Below are 20975 nucleotides of genomic sequence, written 5' to 3'. Positions count from 1 at the left end.
GCTTATCGCTTCCCTTTATTTTTCTATGCCTGGTGAGAGACACTTTCACCAGCAATACGACCATAAGTGAATATATCAATCAAAGCATTACCACCTAAGCGATTTCCTGCGTGAATACCACCAGCTACCTCACCTGCAGCATATAAGCCAGGAATTGGTAAGCCCTGTTTGTTCAGCACGCAAGCCTTAGTATCGATTTTTAAACCACCCATCGTATGGTGGACAGAGGGTTTACGAGGTGTAGCGTAGAAAGGCGCTTTCTCAACTTTTAAACCAAGTGCTCCTTTATGGAACTCAGGGTCACGTCCTTCATCAACATAAAAGTTGTAGCGACGAATCGTTTTCGAAAGCTCCTGGGCTGGAATATCAAGCTTGTCGGCCAGCTCTTCGATTGAATCGGCTTTGACGATGATTCCTTCCTCTATTTCACGCTCAATTGTTTCGTAATTAGTATTGGCTGCAGTTTGACGAATTTCTTCGTCTGCAATCATGTAAATCACCCCACCATTTTCAAAAAATGAGTTGGACAGAACATCTCGGCTCTCGCATTCGTCAACGAACCGCTTCCCTTGCTTGTTAACAAAGACAAAATTCTCTGGAGGTACAATCAGACCTGTTAGAAGCGCACCGGATTTAGGGTCTCCAATCGGCATCAGCTGAATGTATTCCATACCAACCAACTCGGCTCCCACTTTTTCACCAATTCCAATACCATCACCAGTTAAAGCTGGAGAGTTGGTTGTTTTGATATCATCAGCGATTTCATTCCAATAGTTGTTGTACTTTTGAAGCATTTTTGTATTTGCACCAAAGCCACCAGAAGCCAGTACCACACCATAGTTAGCCATCAATTTGTACTGTGTACCATTTGAGTGGCGCGCTTCAATACCAATGACTTTTCCATCTTCAATAATGAGTTCTTCCGCGCGTGTATCGGTGATGATGCGTCCACCCTGGGCAATAATGTGCTTCTGTAGCTTCTCTACAAACTCAACTCCTTTTGGACGGTTTGGCTTGTGTGCACGACGCCATAGCGCTCCAACAGCAATATCGACCATATCGCGATTAAAATCGATGCCTTTCTCTGTAAGCCAGTCGATAGACTCCATCGCTCGACTAGTAAGCGTATTAACAAGCTCATACTGGCCATGAGTGGGGACGCCATCCAGGTTAGTTCGCTTACCACCAAGGTACGTTTGAATTAAATGTAATTCGGTAGAATCGAATAGGTAGTTTTTGCCACCATCAATATCCAGGAAGTAGTTAGCCAGTTGATCCTTAAGTCTACGAAAATCTGATAGGTACTCTTCTGCAATGTCAGACTCAGGGGTGTCTGCAATAGCCTTTAAATAGTCGGCTTCACCGGCAATGGCTGGAAAGTTCTTTTGCCACTTGGCTTCTGCTGCGTTAACCCAGCCACCTGTACGAACCGTGTTACCACCAATTGCCGGGAATTTCTCAAGAATTACGACGGACTTGCCATTATCCAGAGCAGTAAGGGCGGCACTTAAGCCAGCACCACCGCCACCGACAACAACAACATCGACGGATTCTTCAATGGTTTCTGTTGACCATTCTACAGCTGCACGAGCCTTACAACGAAGTGCTTCTGAATTGCCTCCTGCTAAGTCTACAGCATTAGATACACCATCAATAACAGCCTGACTACTTACTGTTGCGCCTGAGATAACGTCGATATTTAACGTCTGTCCGTCAAGAATTTGCTGGGGAATACGTTCAAACGCCGGGTTTGCGATGCCGTCGGATTCTTGTGATGAGTCAACTAACACATCAAGAATTTTATCTTCAGAGAATGTAACGGTTACTGGTAACTTGCCATTGTGACCATGACCATAAGCAGTATATTCCCCAGGTTCGAACGCAATCTCTACATTCTGAAGCTCTTTGATACGCTGGTGTTTCAATGCTTCGGCTGCACTATCAACAATCATGTAGTCCATGATGTCCCATAGCGGAGTAGGGATCATAAGCTCTTCTTGTTGTGCAATATCAGCAAATTCGGCGCAGTTTTCATTATTTATAGCTTTAGATGCCCATGTTGGTTCAACCAGGAAGCCTTTACCAATGCTCACCATGTCATAACCTTGTTCGATTGCCACATCAGCATCTTTACGTTGAGCAATACCGCCTACACCAATGACTGGAATCTTCGCTACATTTTCAGATTTCAAAGCGTGAAACTTGGTGATTAGAAGCTCTTTATCTTCGGTATTTACGATAGAGCTTCGAGCATAATTGCCCATTGAGAAGTGGAAGTAATCCAGACCACACTCAGCAAGTTTATCAAGTAGGAACATACTTTCTTCAAAACGAATTCCTGGCTCTTCGATTTCTTCTGGTGAAAAACGATAACCTACAATGAAGTCTGTTAGTCCGTGAGAGGAAACCACTTTTTTAGTTTCTTCCAGAACTGCGACAGGGAATGCTGCTCGTTTTTCAATATCGCCACCCCATTTGTCAGTACGGCGGTTTGAATGCGGAGAGAAGAATTGTTGGATAAGATATGTGTTTGCACCATGGATCTCGACGCCATCAAACCCAGCTAGTATTGCTCGATTTACGGCATTACTAAAGTTCTCGATCATATCTTCGACCTGTTGCTCGGTCATTTCGAGAGGAGTTTCCGCATTGTCGCGAAGTGCAGCGACTGGACTTGCAGAAATGGGCTGATGACCACCATTGTACTCGCCACTTGCCATTCGGCCAGCATGGTAAATTTGGATTATAGCTTTAGAGCCTTTTGATTTTATTGCTGTTGCTAGTTTTTTTAACCCGGCAATCTTACAGTCGTCATTGATCCCTAATGCACCGGGGAATGCTCGACCATAATTTTCTACGAAGGCACTTTCAACAATGATTGCTCCAGCATCGCCCGAACGCGAAGCGTAATAATCAATCATTTCTTGTGTGACACCGCCGTCGAAAAAAGCGGATTGAATCGTCATTGGTGCCATGACAATACGGTTTTTTAGTTTAGCTTCTGATAACCCAAGCGTTATCTCTTTGACTAACTTACCCATTGGTAATAATTCCTTACCTAAATTGATTTTTATACAAAACACTTCTCATCTAACAAAGAGGCTTGTGAAGGAGCTTTCGTATAACAACTAAAGGTCCGAGACTGGACATGCCGTATAAAATATCATGGGAAATTTTTGTGAGTAAAATGAAACGATCGCATAGAATACATGCATGAAACACAACTAATCAGGACAATTATTTGCATTACTTTCATGTTTAGATAAAAACTATAGGCACCCTACTAGGGGTCAGGCGCCTATAGTTTGTTCTTAATTCACTAGATATTTAATCCCATTCTGGAGCGAGTTTATCCTCATTCGCGAGACGATACCCTCTATCAAGAGTCGAAATCCTTTTCATATCAGCGGTGTCTAGTTCAATTTTGTCTGAAGCTAAGTTACTTTCAACATTTTTCTTTTTAGTAGAAGAAGGAATTGTCACATGGCCTCTTTGACGCATCCAGGCTAGAACCACTTGGGCAGCAGAGGCATTATGCTTATCTGCTATTTCCTGAATACAACCGTCCTTGAGTACATCACCGTATGCGAAAGGCATGTACCCAGTAACAACGACGTTGTTCTTCGCACAAAACTCTACGACTTTATTATTTTGTAAATAAGGGTGTACTTCGACTTGGTTGGTAAATATTTCGCCCTCCCCTAATATACGAATAGCCTGCGCTAGCTGTGCATTAGTGAAATTTGAAACGCCTATCTGTTTCGCAAGTCCAGCGTCTTTCACTGCCTTCAGTTCCATTAGGTACTCTTCCATCGGCACTTCGTTGTTCTTCAAGGGCCAATGAATTAGCAGTAAATCTACGTAGCTTGTTTGTAACTTCTCAAGGCTTTCCTCTACACTACGCGCAAACTTATCCTTAGAGAACTGATCTATCCAAACTTTTGTTGTTAGATAGATATCTTCACGATTGATACCGGAAGCGATGATAGCATCACCGACTTCTTTCTCATTGCGGTAAACCTGTGCTGTATCTATGTGGCGATATCCCGCTTCAAGTGCCATCATCACTGAATCAAACGCTACTTGACCTTTAAGTCGAAAAGTACCAGCACCAAGCATTGGAATGTTCTTCATTAATATTCCCTTCTAATAATTAACTAGCCACTCTGGCTACTATTTTTCCTACTGTACGTTCATTGCGCATAGCGATGAGCGCTTCACCGATTTCCTCGAAATCGATCACTTTTAATTCCGGAACGATTAACTCGCCCTGCTCTAACATGTTTGAAATCGCTGAACCCGCGTCGGTTAGAGTCTCTCTTCCATAATCACCGTAACTATGCCCTGAGCCTAAACTAAGCTGATGAAAACTCAGCCCTTTCATAAATGCTCCTGGATAGTTCGTCGGCACTAGTGTTTTTACTAGTTCGACCATTTGGCCTTCATAACCTAGTACTGAAGCAGACAAGACATCATTCTCCCTTCCAACACAATCTACGGAAACTTCAACACCAAGTTGCTCAGTAATGTTCATAACTTTTTCGAGTACATCTGTATCTCGGTAATCAATTACATGTGTCGCACCTAGGCTCTTAACGTACTCATGGTTTTTGGTTGAGCAAGTAGTGATGATTGTTTCTACACCAGCCAATTTCGCTAGTTGTATAGCAAAGCTCCCTACTCCTCCTGAACCACCAGCTATAAAGATACTTTTTCGATCACCTATGCGAAGCTTGCTCACCACTGCTCTATATGCTGTCCATGCAGCACATGGGGTTGAGGCAGCTAACTCAGAACTAGTCTTCGGATGATGAATGAGCGTTCTGCTATCCTGGATTGCGTATTCAGCGAACCCTCCACTGGTCCTAAACATATTTCCGTGGTATAGCACTTTGTCTCCCACGCTCCAGCCTGTAACCTTATTGCCGAGTTCTACAATTTCCCCTGCAACATCCAACCCTCCAACAAATGTCTCATCGGCACCATCAACATCGCTGTACCAAAAATTAACCTTTGCATCGACCGGATTAAGTCCAACACAATATACCTTTACTACAACATCATACTCATTCTTTAGGCGTGGAATGGGTAGATGCTCAAGCTTGAAGGTATCTGTCTTCGCTTGATATGTGATAGCTTTCATCTGCCATCTCCTCTTATATAGTTGCTTCACTCAATGAAACTGATCGAATTCGATACGTTCCTTGTCTGGTCCTTCAATCATGACAAACGTCATACCTTTGCTACCAAAAGGAACACGCGTCGGTCCCTTAATCAATGGGACTTTTTTCGACTCCAAACACGCGTAAATCTCTTCCATATCCTCTATTCGAACAGCGATATGATTTACAGGACCAGGCTCACATAACTCTTTATGTTGCTTCGTTTGATAGAACTCAATAAGTAACTCATTGAAACCCATAAATGCCACATGTATTGGTTCCATAGAATTTGGTTCAAGTGTGCTTTCCATGACCATTTCAAAACCTAGGTCTTGGTAGAAGCTGACTGTTGTAGCCAGGTTGCGTACCGGAACACCTATATGTCCCGCGTAATTTTCCAGTATTTTCATCATCTATCCCTATGTAATGATGTTTAAATCGATTTTATTGAATAGAGACACCAGTAAGATCATCTAGCTGGTCATAGTATTGTTGCGAAGATTTATAGAGTTGGTTGTATAGAACGTATGCTCGCTCATAGTATTCAACCCACTCTGGAACAGGGTTAATAACTTTATCCACTAGAACAAACTTTTCTACAGTCTTGTCTAGGTCGTCATACGCTCCAATAGCCAGACAACCCAGCATTGCACACCCTAAGATCCCGTTTTCATCCCCTTTAGTTTTTACTATAGGAACGTTGTAAACCGAGGCTTTTATACGCAACCAAAAATCATCTTTTGCTCCACCACCGGAAGCAATAATCTGACTTATCTTTTCAGAAGTCTTCATAGCGTCCAGATTTCTTTTGGCTGCGAAAGCAACTCCCTCCATGACAGAGCGATATATATCCCCTATTCGGTGCATTCTTGATAATCCAAACCATTGAGCTTTAGAGTTGCATTTCTCTGAGTTTCTTTCTCCTGTCAGGTAAGGAAGAAACATCAGAGCGTTTGAGCCAATTGGAGCATTTTGGGCTTGTTTAGCTAGCTCTGGGTAACTAACTTGATTGTCCTTTAGTACTAGTCGGACCCAACGCATTGCATCTCCACCAGCATCTAAAATGGAAAACGTACCCCATTTTTCATTAGCAAGATGTAGGTTGTTCATATGTAAATTACTGCTCGGTCGATCAGAGACCAAGGTTAACAAAGTCGAAGTTCCCGTACTGTCCGATGCTTGTCCTGGTTTATATACCCCGGAGCCGAGAAGAGTAGCAGCCATATCAGCAGTGCCCGCAATAACCGGAGTTCCTTCTGGAAGAGATGTGACCGCTTCAACCTCGGCAGTTGTAGACCCAATTATGTCACTCGCAGATCGAATCTCGGGGAACATGCCTTCACTGAAACCAAACAGATTCAACATGTGAGTATCATAACTCTTGTCCGTGCTGTTCATCAGATAAAAACAAGATGCTTCACTTAAGTCAGTAGCACACACACCTGTTAATCTATAGTTGATATAATCCTTGGGCATCAGAACTTTGTCGACTTTGCTCCACACCTCAGGTTGATTTTCCTTGATCCACTTCAACTTGAAAGCTGGCCATGCTGAGGTAGGAGGATTATTGACAACTTCTACTAATTCTTCTGATGCAAATTCGGCTTTAAAACGCTCTGTAATGTCTTCTGCTCTTTTGTCGTTCCATAAAATCGCTGTGTCGACAACTAACTCGCCATTGACGTCTAATAAAACAGTCCCGTGCATTTGACCACATGCACTTACCACGGCGATACGTTTTGCCATATCAGGGTGTTTATTAAACAGCTCATTTATACACATCAACGTGCTAAGCCACCACTCAGAAGGCTGTTGTTCAGACCAACCGACTTTCGGAGAGAATTGATCATATTCCGTTTGCACAATGTCTATTATTTCTGCGCTAGAACTAACAAGTGCAGCTCTAGTGCTACCCGTGCCAATATCAATGGCTAGTACAATGTCTTTCATGCGATCGCCTATTTGGTTTGTTGAGTTCCTTGAAGTTGTTGACTAAAAATCAAGCTCAGAAAACAGTTCAGGTTGAGCTTCTAATTGCTCGAGAACTGTTTTTGTTGTACCAATGCTTAAACCAAAACGTCTTACACCCAATGAGTAAAGCTCTTTAATCAGTTCAAGGGAACGTATTCCGCCCGAGGCTTTAATTCCAATTTTCCCGTCTAGCTGATCTGCGATAATGGAAATGTTTTCTACAGTTGCTCCTGAAGGCGTCCATCCTGTTGCCGTTTTTATCCACGCCATACCACTTTCCACCGCAATATCACATACTTTCCTAATTTGTTCTTCATTTAGGTAATGTGTTTCCAGGATGGTCTTCGCTTCGACCGGGTGAGCTGCATGAACAGCCGCTTCTAGTTCTTTTCTTACGTAGTCAAAATCACCCGATAGTACACGCCCGACGTTCACGACCATATCTACTTCACTCGCACCATCAGCGATAAGTTGATGTATCTCAGCTACCTTAGTAGAAGTCGCTACTCCACCTGATGGGAAGCCAACTGGTCCACCAATCAATATTTCTGGGTAATCTTTTATCTGTTCGCGTAAAAAAGATGTCCAGTTCGGAAGTACATGAATAGATATAATATTATATTTTTTTGCCACTTCTGCGCATGCCAGAATGTCTTCTTTTGTGTTTTGAGCCTGAACCGCACTCAAATCAATCATTCGGGCTAAGTTTTTACATACATTATTCATTTTTAAATCCTTTAGTTTATATAATGTTTGGCTCTAGTTCGTAGTAACCATCTTCGCTCGGGGTGACTATCAACTCGCTTAACTCTTTCACATAACAATCAGCTTTTGGAAGTTGCTCGGCTGAATATTGGCTAAGTACTCCAACTAAACGACACATGGCAGCTTCACCTGAAATTAAACCCGCATGCGAGTCCTCAAATACCACGCAATCTTCTGCGCTTACACCTAGTAACTCCGCGCCTAGCAGAAAAGGTTCAGGATCAGGTTTACCCTTAGTCACTTTTTCAGGCGTTATGAATACCTCAGGCACCGGCAGGCCTGCTGCACGTATTCTTGCACTCGCGATGATGTAAGCTCCCGATGTTACTATTGCCCAAGGGATATCGAACCTTGTCAGGGTCTCGATTAACTCTTTGGCACCAGGAATTAGTTTGGTATCTTCAACATCTTTACTTTCCGCGAGCTCATGCCTCTGCTTTTGCAGTTGGATCTCTTCTTCTGAAGCATCAGGGAGAAGCAATCTCATTGTTTCACCAGCAGGGCGTCCATGTAGAACTCTGTTAGCATCGTTAAAATCAATGCCGTTGTACGTACTCCACTTGCGCCAAGCACGTTCCACCGAGGCATGTGAATCAATCAGTGTCCCATCTAAATCAAATAAGACTGCTTTAAACTTTACGGGGGTCATCTATAGCTCCGTAGTAGATGTATTTTTACTTATTTACCGAATTGCAGCTTGTAAAAAGGGAGCATGCCGGGCTTTATCAGCATGCTCCAAAAGGGACTATGAAACCCCTGATTCTAAGACAATATTTTCAGCCTTACGCAAAGCTTCTTCGGGAAGAACCTTACTTGCAAACTCGACATTATGCATAACATGTGAAGGGTGATGAGCCCCGGCAATAACTGGACCAACGTCGTCTTGCGCTACCAACCACTGAATGGCTAGGTGAGCCAAAGAAACGTCGTACTGACTCGCAAGGCTTTTCAGTTTTTGAGCGCATTCATAATACACTTTGAACGCTTCGCCATTTAATTTGGGATTGGCTTTTCGGTCATCATTTTCGTCGAAGTTATTTTTCTCATTGAACGCTCCAGTTAATAGCCCCTGCATTAGTGGGCTGTATGGAACATATTTCATGTTATTTGTTCGGCAAAATGGCAACACCTCTTCGCGAGCTCGGTACTCCAACGGAATGTTATGATAGTGCTCTGGATTCTGCTCTATGAGGTTGTATAGCCCTTGGAATGAAACAACCTCAACCGTTTTCATCATCTCTCGAGTCATATCTAATGAATAGTTGGACACACCAATATGACGTACCTTACCCTGCTTCTGAATTTCTTTTAGAGCTTCAGCCGTTTCCTGAATAGGTGTATTAGGGTCTGGCCAGTGCACTTGATAAAGGTCGATATGATCGACTCTTAGGCGCCTTAACGAGTCGTCAATTTCTTTGAAAATACTTTCTGCAGAAAGATCTTTACGTGATTTACGCGTTTCCGGATGCCAGGGTAAACCACATTTAGTAGCAATAACCACTTTGTCGCGGGGAATGCCTTTCAAAGCTTTACCCATCACAGTCTCAGAGTGACCTTTGCCATAAATAGGTGCTGTATCAAAAAAGTTAATGCCTAAATCTAAGGCTTTATGTACTGTGTCGAGGGAATCAATCTCAAGGATATTATTCCAGGTACCACCCATTGCCCAACATCCAACACCCAGAGCCGAGACTTTTAAGTCTCCAATAGTTTTATAATTCATCTTTTGTCCTCACTAAATACTTAATAGCCGTTAACTTCAGAAACCTGCTTAATCCATTCACCTGATTTTTTGACGGTTTTCCTTTGAGTAGCTAGATCTAGTGAGATGAACCCATATCGGTTCTTGTACGAGTTGATCCAAGACCAACAATCAATGAAGGTCCAGAGATGGTAACCCATACAGTTGCAACCCTCTTCGATTGCCTGGTGAATATAATCTAAATGACCTTTTATAAAATCAATTCTGTAGTCATCTTGTATTTGTCCATCTACTAAGAATCTATCTTCACCTTCTACACCCATGCCGTTTTCTGAGATAAAGCACGGAATATTTCCGTAGTTTTCTTTTAGGTTCGTCAGAATGTCATAGATGCCTTTCTCATATATTTCCCATCCACGGTGAACGTTCATCTTTCGACCGGGTTTAACATAAGGGTCATAGAACCGTTCTGGCATAAATGGTGCTTTTGGATTTACCAGATGTAACTTCGCCTGAACACGTCGTGGCTCGTAATAGTTCACTCCCAAAATATCAACCACTCCTTGCTTAATTAGTGCCTCGTCTTCTGGGTCACATTTTGGCAATTGATCATGCTCAGAAAGTAAATCGAGTAGTGGTTGTGGGTAGTGCCCTAACGTTACCGGGTCGAGGAAAGAGCGGTTGAAGAAAAGATCAACGATGTTAGCCGCTTCCTGGTCTGCCGCCAATTCTGAACGGGCATAAGCCGGCGTAAGATTTAGAATGATTCCTATTTCACTATCTAAGCCCAGTTTGCGGAACTCTACCACTGCCTTTGAATGGGCCAGCAAAGTATGATGAGCTACCGTCGCCGCCTTTTTGAAATCGTGCTGTTGAGGGTAGTGATTGGCATATACGTAACCCTGCTTAACCGGCACGATCGGCTCATTAAATGTGAACCATTTAGATACCCTATCTCCAAACAGCTCGAAACAAATTTTTGCATAGCGTGCAAAAGCATCAACAACCTCTCTGCTTTCCCACCCACCAAGTTCTTGCATACAAACTGGCATATCGAAATGGTATAAATTGATAAACGGTTCAATTTCATAGCGAAGAAGTTCGTCTATAACGTTGCTATAAAACTCAACTGCCTTTGGGTTCACTTCTCCAGTCCCATCAGGAATTAAGCGGCTCCATTGAATAGATGTACGAAAACTGTTGTGACCAATCTCCTTCATTAAAGCAATATCATCTTTCCAATTCTCATAGAAAGTTGAAGTGTCTTGTGGACCAACTTGATTATGGAAACACTCTGGCTGTTGTTGAAACCATAGATCCCAAATGTTTGCAGACTTACCATCTTTTAAAGCTGCGCCTTCAGACTGCGGCCCTGATGTCGCAGAACCCCACCAGAAACCTTCTGGAAACTTTTTAAATGTCATACCTCGAATCCTTCAATGCTTACACATAATTGCGTGTTTTGAACTTGGCGCCATTAAAACGCCTTCTAAAAAAAACGAAGCATGTTTGCTTAAAACTAAGACACAGATCATAAAAACCATATGGTTTTGTATTATATACCGCCTTGTTTTAATATCTTCACGGTAATGTTTAACAAAATAACTCTACTATGAAATACGTATCCATATATCAAGACATTAAAAGTATGATTTTAAACAATCGATTTGGAGAAAGTGGCAAACTACCCGACGGCATAAGTTTGGCGAGTCAATACCTTTGTAGTGAAGCTACGATAAAAAAAGCGCTGGACTTACTTGTTAAAGAAGGTTTAGTCATTCGCAAGCGTGGATCAGGGTCGTTCATTAAGAACAAGCCCTGTGAAACAAAATTTTGCCATGGTGATACGGAGTTTACGCACTTGTTTGGTACAACTACTAACGTCGAAAGGTGTGGTCAAAATTTAGAAACCAAACTAGTTTGTTATGAAGTAACCTCACCAACTAAAGTGATTGCTAGTGCTCTGAACATAGAAACCGATGACTTAGTGTATAAGATCCAACGAATTAGGATCATTAATGATACCCCAACAACGTTTGAAGAGACTTACATGCCGATCTGCAAAATCCCTGGTCTTAAAAAAATGCATGCGGAAACATCTATCTATCGCTATTTGACACAAGAGTTAAAACTCAATATCCACAGCTCAGATATCGCATTACAGGTTATTCTAGCTGATGAAGTGTTCTCACAATATTTAAATGTACCTATAATGGAGCCGTTGGTACAAGTTACACAAGAAGTATTCCTAGACAGTGGCGATGTACTCGAATACGCGACAATTACACACCTTTCCAAAGGATTCACTTTCAAAACCAACTATATAAAAAACAAAGCGCTTGAAGATGAATGATTGAAATCAGTTCACACGAGGCCAAAGATAGACACCACAAAACTATATTGTTACTTAGTCAAAGTTATATCAATTGTGTTACTATGCGTAGATCTGAATTAGAGAAACTATTATTTAAACTGCATTGGATACTATATGGTTAAGTACCTAGATATATATGAAACGTTCAAGTCAAGAATCAATGATGGATACTATGAATCCAACCAAAAACTTCCTGATGGTACTTCTCTAGCAAAAGAGTTCGATTGCAGTGAATTAACAATAAAGAAAGCGCTAGATATCCTTGTTAAAGATGGTCTCGTTGTAAGAAAACGTGGTTCTGGTTCGTATGTCAAACGTCCACTAAGTCAAAAACACTGGCCTCATCTTCACGGTACAAAGGAAAATGCGGAAGCGTTGGGGAAAAAACTAGATACTTTTGTTATCAATTACTCTGTAGAGCCTGCAACAGATTTTCTCTCGGAACGACTCAACTGTGAAGAGGGAGATATGCTCTATCACGTTATTCGTGTGCGACACCTCGATGAACAACCCTATGCTATTGAAGATACTTATATGCCGATAAACGTAATTACTGGCTTAAAAAAACAGCATATTGAGGCATCTATATATGAGCATATTACTCAAAACCTGGGCTTAAAAATCCACAGCTCGATGATGGAGATAACGGTTAAAAACTCAACTGATGAAGAGGCAAAACACCTGAGGCTTTCTAGTGGCGATAAAGTAGTGAATGTCGAACAGGTCGTCTATTTAGATAACGGTGAGATTTTCGAGTATTCAAACTCAAAGCATGTTTGTGAAACTTACAGTTTTTCAACTAACTTTATCAAAATGTAAACTGATATCGTTACCTTTAATTCAAATTCCTGATGACTCTAAAACATCAGGATTTTTTTGTGCTAAAGTCACTATTACCATATAGTATTAGCTATGAATAAATATTGTTTATATACAATATGAATACACAACCCTCACAAATGTTCAGCAAAGCATACAAGGTTAGATAGCATATGAAATTCTCAAATAATTTTTTCTTCGGTGCTGCCTCTGCAGCATATCAGGTAGAAGGCGCTATAGCTGAAGATGGTAAAGGTGCTACTAACTGGGATGAATTTGTAAAAATTCCGGGAAAAACCTTCGAAGGTACGACCGGAGAAGTAGCAGTGGATCACTATCACCGATATAAGGAAGATATCAAATTAATGTCAGAGATGGGACTTGAGTCGTATCGATTTTCAATCTCATGGGCGCGAATCATCCCAAATGGAACCGGTGAAATAAATAAAAAAGGTATCCAGTTTTACAACAATCTGATAGACGAATGTTTAAAATATGGCATCGTCCCTTTCGTAACACTCTACCACTGGGACCTCCCTCTCCCCTTAGAAAAAGACGGTGGTTGGTTAAACAAAAACACTATCGATGCTTTTGTACGTTATGCAAAAGTTTGCTTTGAAGCATTTGGAGATCGTGTAAAACACTTTATTACTTTCAATGAAACTATCGTATTTTGCGGAATGGGTTACCTGACTGGTGCGCATCCACCAGGTATTATGAATGATCCTCAAAAATACTTTCAAGCAACACATAATGTTTTTGTCGCACACGCCAAAACTGTTATTGAGTATAGAGCGCTCAAACAATTCGGCGAGATTGGTCTCAGCCACGTATTTTCTCCTGCCTTTTCAATAGACAATACAGAAGACAATAAATATGCAGAGATGCATGCTAACCAGTTTGGTATCAATTGGTATTATGACCCAATACTACTAGGTCACTATCCAACGTATGTACTAGAACAGTTGGATACACAGGGTATTACGCTCGACATAACAAGTTCTGAGCTAGAGCAATTGCAAATAGCAGCTCCGCTAAATGACTTTATAGGCTTGAACTACTATCAACCAATACGCGTTGAAAAGATCACCGAACCATTTGACTCCATAGAACCAACACGAGAAAACTCTACCGGTGCTCCCGGGAACCCAAGCTTTGATGGCGTTTATCGAACCGTAAAGATGACAGACAAACGTTACACCAAGTGGGGATGGGAAATATCTCCAGAGGGTTTTGTCAGTGGTTTGCTCCAACTAAAGAGATATTACGGCGACGTCAAAATATACATAACTGAAAATGGCTTGGGTGACGAAGACCCAATCGTTGAAGGAGAGGTATGCGACATACCAAGAATCAACTTTATCAATGATCATCTTGTCGCCGTGAAGAAGGCCATAGATTCTGGTGTAAACATCCGAGGATATTATGCCTGGTCTGCTATTGATCTACTCAGTTGGCTGAACGGCTATAAAAAGCAGTATGGTTTTATTTACGTTGACCATGCAGATGCACTAAAACGGAAGAAAAAATCCTCATTTCATTGGTACAAAAATGTGATTACTTCCAGAGGAGCAAATCTAAAGATTAATTGTGATAGTAGATGATGCGCCCCTAAATTAAGTTCGTTAATACTCAATCTGTCAGCTTCTAAACCCGGACGTATTCAGAACTGACAGGTTGTCCTAAATCGTTTATGCACCGTTCCGAGTTCGCGCAACAAAACCGTGAAAAATATCATCTGATAATTGCCCAATATTTCCTAATGACTGTAATATCAATTGGTGAGTAACAATAGTGAACCTAATTCGATGAGAGCACCATTTCAGGTACTGATATTCCCATATAAATTTGAAATAGCCGAACCCCTATTCCTGATTGCTTGCCGAACAGATAATGGTGAATGGCAGGCAATTTGTGGCGGTGGCGAAGGTCAAGAGTCTTTGTTCGATGCTGCAAAAAGAGAATTATATGAAGAGACGTCGTTAACAGGTATTGATTGGGCTCAACTAGATTCTATGTGTATGCTACCTAAAGTTTTTTTTTCTTGCCATGAAAAATGGAACGATCACCCTTATGTGATACCAGAATACTCATTTTCAGTGCAGGTTTCGGGTGAGCCCAAGTTAACTCCAGAACACACAAAGTTCCGTTGGTGTAAGGCATCTGATGCGAGCAAACTTCTCAAGTACGATTCAAATCGAATAGCTTTATGGGAATTGTGTGAACGACTTAAATCCATTACGTGAAAATATGAAATGAACTTACCCCTTTTACAGTTTGACCATGCGTTAGTCTTACCTTGCACAGGCTTAAATTTCAGTTTAAACGGATGTTTATTGTATTTGACATATCCCCGGTACGTCAGTAGCTTGTGTTTGATACGATAACAATGTAATGGATTGAATTTAAATGGAAATAGTATTTGTTCGTCATGGCGTTCCAGATTATAGACTCTCCGATGAACGTAAAATGACACAACTAGAAAAAGACTACGCACCTATCACACGCGAATGTATTCCATTCATAAAGTCTCAGTCTGAGCTGCCTGCATTTTCTGGTGCCGATATCATCATTTCTTCCCCCTATACACGAGCACTACAAACAGCAGAAATAATTAACAGACGCCATCGACTTGAGCTATTTGTAGAGCATGACCTCCGGGAATGGATCGCGGATTTATCAGGTGGTTATATCGAGCTGAAGGAAAGAGATAGGCGGTGGAAGGAGTATCGTTCTTTTTTAAAAGGCGGTGAGAACCCTACAACGGTTACATATGAAACAACAAACAATCTCAGATCTAGAGTTATCAATGTACTCAAGAAATATAGGAACTGTAATAAAATAGTGGTCGTGGCTCATTTCAATGTACTCGAAAGCCTAATTGGGTATCAGGAAAATGGCATCAGCTGTGGGGAAATTATGTCTTTTCATTTTGAGGAGGTGTAGATGAAAAACTTATCAATGGCTGTTGTGATTAGAAACGGCTTGATTCTAATTCAAGAGAGGTTTCGTCGCTCAAAGGGTATGGTTATCGAATTTCCCGGAGGTTCGGTAGATATAGGAGAGTCAAGGTTCGAAGCTGCGATTAGAGAACTGCGGGAGGAAACTGGCCTTACGTCTGTTAAACACTTTGATTGTGTCACGCTAACCAATGAGTTTGGAGGCGATATTCATTATATTGTCCTAAACCTTCTCGATAACTCGGAACCAAAAGTAGTTGATCCTATTCGGAAACAGACTTTTTACTGGCTAAAATCTGACAACATACCATTAAATGATTTTTATGAAGCAGATCGTGAGTTTATTACACTGCATTTGCCGAAGCTATTAGAGTGAACGGTTCCCCTATTTCTCCTAATTTCCTTCATTTAAAGATAAATTAAACGCTTCTTACATTTGTATTTTTATGCCTATGGCGCTGAGGTCAAAATTGGAAGCATTGCTTTCAAAGGTGTTTGTAGACTTTTATCTTTACTAAGGAGTACTGTATGCGCTGACGTTTTATTTAAATGAGAGAAAACTATGTTTATAGTGTCATTAACTTATGTATCTAAAATCGAGGAAATTGAAAAGTACCTATCAGCCCATGTAATGTATTTAGATAAGCATTATGAGTCAGGAGTTTTTCTGGCATCAGGAAGAAAAGTTCCCCGTACAGGAGGAGTTATACTCGCCAAATCTGATACTCCTGAGAGTTTAGAAGCAATTCTAAAGGAAGATCCTTTCTATATAAATAAGTTAGCTGAATACGATATTACTGAGTTCCTACCTACGAAGGTTTCTCAGGAGCTTTCTATACTAATTGAGTAGGTAATTTTCTGCTACCCAACCAATAGACACTAGTTACACATCGAGCAACTTTGAAAGTATGTTCTATTTGAGTATCAAAATGCGGTTTGAAATATGGTAAATTGTGTTATGCAATTGAAACTAAAGTCCAAAATCTTTCATCCACGCCGTATTGGTGAACACTTAAATTAAGTTTCTCGCTCACTTATAGCAGCGACACTCTAAATTAGTCAGTAATATTGACACCTGAAATAATGAGGGAGTATGGCCTGAGTTGAAAACTGAACCGACCATACTCCGCATACATCTATATCCACTGCACTCTTTGTTGAATTGCCTATTCAAAGAAATAGAATATAGCTGATAAGGTATCTATAATATAAACGCAACATAACGAGTTATCGAGAAAATTATAGATTTAGTCTTTCTTTTATAATCTGTTCAGCGCTACGCATTGCTTCTTTGGTTGAACATTCGAACACATTTGCAGTCTGAAAACGTTGAATATCTTTTACTGGAATATCGTGCGCCAAAATAACTAATTTAGCATTACTCACATCCGCCTCTGTTATTGTATTTTGTTGACCATTTTGACCTTGCGTTTCCACACGAACTTTAATGCCCAATTTTGCACCCGCTTTCTCTATCGACTTAGCTGCCATAAATGTGTGTGCAACTCCAGATGGGCAGCAAGTTACAGCTACCACATCAAACTCGCCCTCATTTACAACAACTGAGTTACTAGATTCTATAGAGACATCAGTTTCATCTTCCTCATCTTCTGTAGCCTTTGGCTTCCAGAAACCAACAATAACTGCTGTAGTTAAAGCACCAGCCGCAATACCGATGATGTAGGAAAGTTTCCCTTCAACAACAGGCAGTACAATTAACCCACCCCAAGGAGCGTGAAGAAGTACATTCGACATAAACCCAACAATGTTACCTATAATACCACCTGCAACGATTGCTGGAAGTACACGTAGAGGGTCGTTTGCAGCAAATGGGATTGCACCTTCAGAAATACCAATCGAACCCATGATCACCGCTGCTTTGCCAGCTTCTTTTTCAGATTTTTTAAACTTAGAAGGGAAAATAAATGTCGCTAAAGCCATACCAAGTGGCGGTGTACAGATCGCAATACCCACACCACCCATTAACCACGGCTGCGTATCAACCTGAGTTTGAGCAAACAGAGTAGCAACTTTGTTGATTGGTCCACCCATATCAAATGCAGTCATACCACCTAGAATCGCGCCCAACACGACTTTCCCTGAGTCCGCCATACTGTTTAAGAATAAATTCATCGATTCCATAAACAGCTTAATTGGCTCCCCAATTCCCCAGTAAACGATCCCTGCTGCAATAAGGGTTCCGCCCAATGGATATAAGAAATATGCACCAAGAGCCGTCATTGTTGGTGGAATCTGTATTTTTTTCAGTTGCAGAACGGTAAAGCCTGCAATAAAACCAGAAACTATACAACCCAGGAAGCCTCCCCCCATATCGGACATAATTCCTGATGCGATCATCGCTGGTGCAAGGCCAGGTTTATCAGCGATAGAGTAACCAATATATCCGCCGAGAATTATTGGAAACAAAACAAGGCCTTTGATACCTATTTGCGAGATACCAGCCAATATACCGCTGTCAGGAACGGCACCTTTACCAGATATCATCACGGCTAAGGCTAGTAATACACCACCAGCAACAATAAAAGGCAGCATATGGGATGTTCCAAAGAGTAGGTGTCCTTTTAAGATGCTGAGAGACTTTTTGGTATCTCTACCACCAATAGGTGCTTGGGAAGTTAAGGTTGTCATATAGTTATACTCCTAGTTAAGAATTCAATAAAACGTCTAAAACCTGAGTTTTATTTTGGGCGCTATGCATATTTTCAATAAACTCCTCACCGAACTTTCCAAAAAGTTCCTGAAGAATATAAATATGTTGGTCCGATCCGCCATCTGGCGATGCGATCATAAAAAATATAGTGGGCTTAATATTGTCTTCATCACCATATTCTAAGCCGTCTTTTTTTACACCTACGGCAATTGCTGGCTTAATAACTGCTTTGCTTTTAGCGTGTGGGTAGGCAATTCCATCTGTTGAAGTAACTCCTAACTCCTCGCGTATTTTAATATCCGTCAAAAACTCATCTACGCTTGTTATTGAATCATTCACATAAAGAAGACCAGCTAACTCCTGAAACAATTCTTCCTTATTTTTGGCCGATAAATCTGTTTTAATTAAGTTTAAATTTACAATGTTACCAATCATGACACTTATACTCTAATAAAATTCTTATTCACTATATCCCGATTAATAAATATGAAAATAGCAATATTATTTCCGAAATAGCATTTTTGTATCACCCATATTTGTACGTGACGAACATCACTTATTTATCACATGTGAAATTTAGTGGACATATAAATTTTACCCAGAATCGAGAGGAGGAATTATTTAATAAGGAGGAAAAACAAAAGAAGTGGTTTAGGATTTTAGCTTTACAAATTTTTCAGCGTTATATAACGCTTCTTTTGTGCTTATATCGATAGTTGGCATGTTTTCAAATCGCTCTAACCCTTTAATACCTATATCATGGGCTAGAATCACTAATTCAGCTTTTTCGATATCCAGGGCTGTCAGCTGGTTATTTATACCGTTTGCACCCTGGGTTTCTACCTTGATTTTTATACCATGCTTTTGGGCTGCTTTCTCTAGAGCTCGTGCGGCAAGAAAGGTATGAGATACACCTGAAGGACAGGATGTAATGGCAACTATATCCGCCTCACCATGTTTATGAACAAGGGAAGAAAAGGGCGCCTCACTGTCTTGTGGAAACTCTTCGTTTACGGTCTTCTTCAACAGAATGACAATGATGGCCGTAGTTAGACTGCCAGCGATAGTACCAACAATATATCCCAATTTTCCATCAATCACTGGCAGTACAATCCAGCCTCCCCAAGGCGCATGGTTAATCACGTGATACATAAAGCCGATCACGTTACCAACGATAGCGCCTGAAACTATTGCAGGTAGAACTCGCAATGGATCTAAAGTTGCAAATGGAATAGCGCCCTCTGTAATACCTATTATTCCCATCAGACCTGCCGCTTTTCCAGCTTCACGCTCTTCACTTTTAAACTTTCTAGGCGCTAAATAAGTCGCGAGAGCCATACCTAGAGGAGGAGTACAAATCGCAATTCCAACCCCACCCATTAACCATGGCTGAGTTCCGATTTGCGTTTGAGCAAACAGCGTAGCAACTTTATTTATTGGACCTCCCATATCTAGCGCCGTCATCGCGCCTAACACACTACCTAATAAGACTTTGCCCGAGCCTGCCATCCCAGCAAGTGCTTCGTCCATCATTATCATTGCTTCAGCAATTGGTTTCCCAATCCCCCACATAACAAAACCACAAGTAAGGAAAGTTCCGACTAAAGGATAAATAAAGATAGAACCAAGAGAGATCATGCTCTCTTTGAGAGGAATTTTCTTGAGCATTCGAATTATAAAACCAGCAAAGAAACCAACAAAGATTGCACCTATAAAGCCGGTTTGATTATGATTAACCGCGATCCAGGAGCCGATCATTCCAGGAGCAAAACCCGGTTTGTCTGCGATGGAAAAAGCAATGAATCCCCCTAATACAACAGTGAACAGAGCCAGACCAGCAACACCCATTTGTGCTATATCTGCTAATATTCCGTTTCTTGGGACTTGCGCTTGTCCGGATACCATAATCGATATCGATAATAAGACCCCTCCCACTACAATAAACGGGATCATGTGAGACGTACCGAATAGTAAGTGCTCTTTGAATCTTCTGAGTTTTTGCTTCAGTGGACTGTGGGTCTGTAGAAGCAAATCATAGGTGTCAGCGTTGGGTTGCCTCTTAGAGCAGGCATTGTCCGCAGTTATGATTTCTATAGCTGCCTGAACTGTCGCTACTGATTTCAGCTCATTGATAAAGCTGGGTTCTAGAATTTTTTTCGACAGCTGAGCTAATGCTTCAATATGCCTTATATCGTCGTTATCGGGAGATGCGAGCATAAAAAACACATAAGATAACTCTCCGTCTTCTACGCCATAAGCGATACCCTTACGGCTTATTCCAATAGCGATTGCTGGTTCAGAAACCGAATCACTTTTTGCATGAGGTATCGCAATACCATCTTCAAATCCTGTATTACCGATTTCTTCGCGCTTTTTGATATCCGAAAGAAATTTATCTTGATCGTTTAGCTTACCTGCTTTTTCTAGCATTCCTGAGAGCTCAAGAAAAACGTCATCCTTTGTTAAGGCATCTAGTGCTAAACATACGATATTGGGTTCTACCAAATGTGAAAGATTCATTTTGCATCCCTTTACTACAGAATAATTATAG

General features: G+C 41.1%; 19 protein-coding genes. 7 read left to right on the top strand and 12 right to left on the bottom strand.

The features are described from left to right. Window positions 1–23 precede the first annotated feature (23 nt). From P7F88_RS04235 to P7F88_RS04195, 9 genes are all read right to left on the bottom strand, one after another. On the bottom strand, window positions 24–3041 hold the full coding sequence (locus tag P7F88_RS04235; protein WP_277822176.1) for a flavocytochrome c: 3018 nt from the start codon (window positions 3039–3041) through the stop codon (window positions 24–26). 286 nt (window positions 3042–3327) lie between these two features. Next, complete coding sequence (dkgB, locus tag P7F88_RS04230; RefSeq protein WP_277822174.1) at window positions 3328–4134, bottom strand: 2,5-didehydrogluconate reductase DkgB; 807 nt, start codon at window positions 4132–4134, stop codon at window positions 3328–3330. A 19-nt stretch (window positions 4135–4153) separates the two neighbouring features. Beyond that, the gene (locus P7F88_RS04225) at window positions 4154–5143 is read right to left on the bottom strand and encodes a zinc-binding dehydrogenase (RefSeq protein ID WP_277822172.1); all 990 of its coding nucleotides are present in this window, start codon (window positions 5141–5143) and stop codon (window positions 4154–4156) included. Between the two features lie 30 nt (window positions 5144–5173). Then, window positions 5174–5572, bottom strand: a complete 399-nt coding sequence (locus tag P7F88_RS04220) for a VOC family protein (protein WP_277822170.1) — start codon at window positions 5570–5572, stop codon at window positions 5174–5176. A 34-nt stretch (window positions 5573–5606) separates the two neighbouring features. Further along, on the bottom strand, window positions 5607–7112 hold the full coding sequence (locus P7F88_RS04215) for a xylulokinase (protein WP_277822168.1): 1506 nt from the start codon (window positions 7110–7112) through the stop codon (window positions 5607–5609). Between the two features lie 42 nt (window positions 7113–7154). Then, complete coding sequence (gene deoC, locus P7F88_RS04210; RefSeq protein ID WP_277822166.1) at window positions 7155–7859, bottom strand: deoxyribose-phosphate aldolase; 705 nt, start codon at window positions 7857–7859, stop codon at window positions 7155–7157. 16 nt (window positions 7860–7875) lie between these two features. Continuing rightward, window positions 7876–8547 (bottom strand): HAD-IA family hydrolase, encoded by a 672-nt coding sequence (locus P7F88_RS04205; protein WP_277822164.1) that lies wholly within the window; start codon window positions 8545–8547, stop codon window positions 7876–7878. Between the two features lie 96 nt (window positions 8548–8643). Next, a complete protein-coding gene (locus P7F88_RS04200; protein WP_277822162.1) occupies window positions 8644–9621 on the bottom strand; it encodes an aldo/keto reductase in 978 nt (325 codons plus the stop codon). A gap of 20 nt (window positions 9622–9641) precedes the next feature. Further along, window positions 9642–11024: a glycoside hydrolase family 1 protein gene (locus P7F88_RS04195; RefSeq protein ID WP_277822160.1), complete on the bottom strand. Its 1383-nt coding sequence runs from the start codon at window positions 11022–11024 to the stop codon at window positions 9642–9644. A gap of 188 nt (window positions 11025–11212) precedes the next feature. On the opposite strand from P7F88_RS04195, the gene P7F88_RS04190 reads away from it, so the two are divergent. The 7 genes from P7F88_RS04190 to P7F88_RS04160 all read left to right on the top strand — a co-directional run bounded on the left by P7F88_RS04190 (window position 11213) and on the right by P7F88_RS04160 (window position 16603). After that, window positions 11213–11953 (top strand): GntR family transcriptional regulator, encoded by a 741-nt coding sequence (locus P7F88_RS04190; protein ID WP_277822158.1) that lies wholly within the window; start codon window positions 11213–11215, stop codon window positions 11951–11953. 135 nt (window positions 11954–12088) lie between these two features. Continuing rightward, the gene (locus tag P7F88_RS04185) at window positions 12089–12793 is read left to right on the top strand and encodes a GntR family transcriptional regulator (protein ID WP_277822156.1); all 705 of its coding nucleotides are present in this window, start codon (window positions 12089–12091) and stop codon (window positions 12791–12793) included. A 173-nt stretch (window positions 12794–12966) separates the two neighbouring features. Beyond that, a complete protein-coding gene (locus tag P7F88_RS04180; protein WP_277822154.1) occupies window positions 12967–14397 on the top strand; it encodes a glycoside hydrolase family 1 protein in 1431 nt (476 codons plus the stop codon). Window positions 14398–14601: 204 nt separating this feature from the next. Further along, window positions 14602–15039 carry an NUDIX hydrolase gene (locus P7F88_RS04175; RefSeq protein WP_277822152.1) on the top strand — a complete coding sequence of 146 codons (438 nt, stop codon included), beginning with the start codon at window positions 14602–14604 and terminating at the stop codon, window positions 15037–15039. A gap of 163 nt (window positions 15040–15202) precedes the next feature. Next, a complete protein-coding gene (locus tag P7F88_RS04170) occupies window positions 15203–15739 on the top strand; it encodes a histidine phosphatase family protein (RefSeq protein WP_277822150.1) in 537 nt (178 codons plus the stop codon). Next, window positions 15740–16129, top strand: coding sequence for an NUDIX hydrolase (locus P7F88_RS04165; protein WP_277822148.1), 390 nt, complete (start codon window positions 15740–15742; stop codon window positions 16127–16129). A 186-nt stretch (window positions 16130–16315) separates the two neighbouring features. Beyond that, entirely contained in the window at window positions 16316–16603 is a 288-nt protein-coding gene (locus P7F88_RS04160) for a YciI family protein (protein WP_277822146.1), read from the top strand. A gap of 389 nt (window positions 16604–16992) precedes the next feature. Here the strand turns inward: P7F88_RS04160 and P7F88_RS04155 are convergent, their stop codons facing one another. The 3 genes from P7F88_RS04155 to P7F88_RS04145 all read right to left on the bottom strand — a co-directional run bounded on the left by P7F88_RS04155 (window position 16993) and on the right by P7F88_RS04145 (window position 20944). Beyond that, window positions 16993–18402, bottom strand: coding sequence for a PTS fructose transporter subunit IIBC (locus P7F88_RS04155; RefSeq protein WP_277822144.1), 1410 nt, complete (start codon window positions 18400–18402; stop codon window positions 16993–16995). A 16-nt stretch (window positions 18403–18418) separates the two neighbouring features. Further along, entirely contained in the window at window positions 18419–18859 is a 441-nt protein-coding gene (locus tag P7F88_RS04150; RefSeq protein ID WP_277822142.1) for a PTS sugar transporter subunit IIA, read from the bottom strand. Window positions 18860–19075: 216 nt separating this feature from the next. Continuing rightward, the gene (locus P7F88_RS04145; protein ID WP_277822140.1) at window positions 19076–20944 is read right to left on the bottom strand and encodes a fructose-specific PTS transporter subunit EIIC; all 1869 of its coding nucleotides are present in this window, start codon (window positions 20942–20944) and stop codon (window positions 19076–19078) included. Between the last annotated feature and the right edge of the window lie 31 nt (window positions 20945–20975).

Origin of the sequence: Vibrio hannami, assembly GCF_029589055.1 — a bacterium.
Lineage (GTDB): Bacteria > Pseudomonadota > Gammaproteobacteria > Enterobacterales > Vibrionaceae > Vibrio > Vibrio hannami.
Note: the sequence above shows the minus strand (reverse complement) of the source record. Positions and strands in the feature narration are given on the sequence as shown.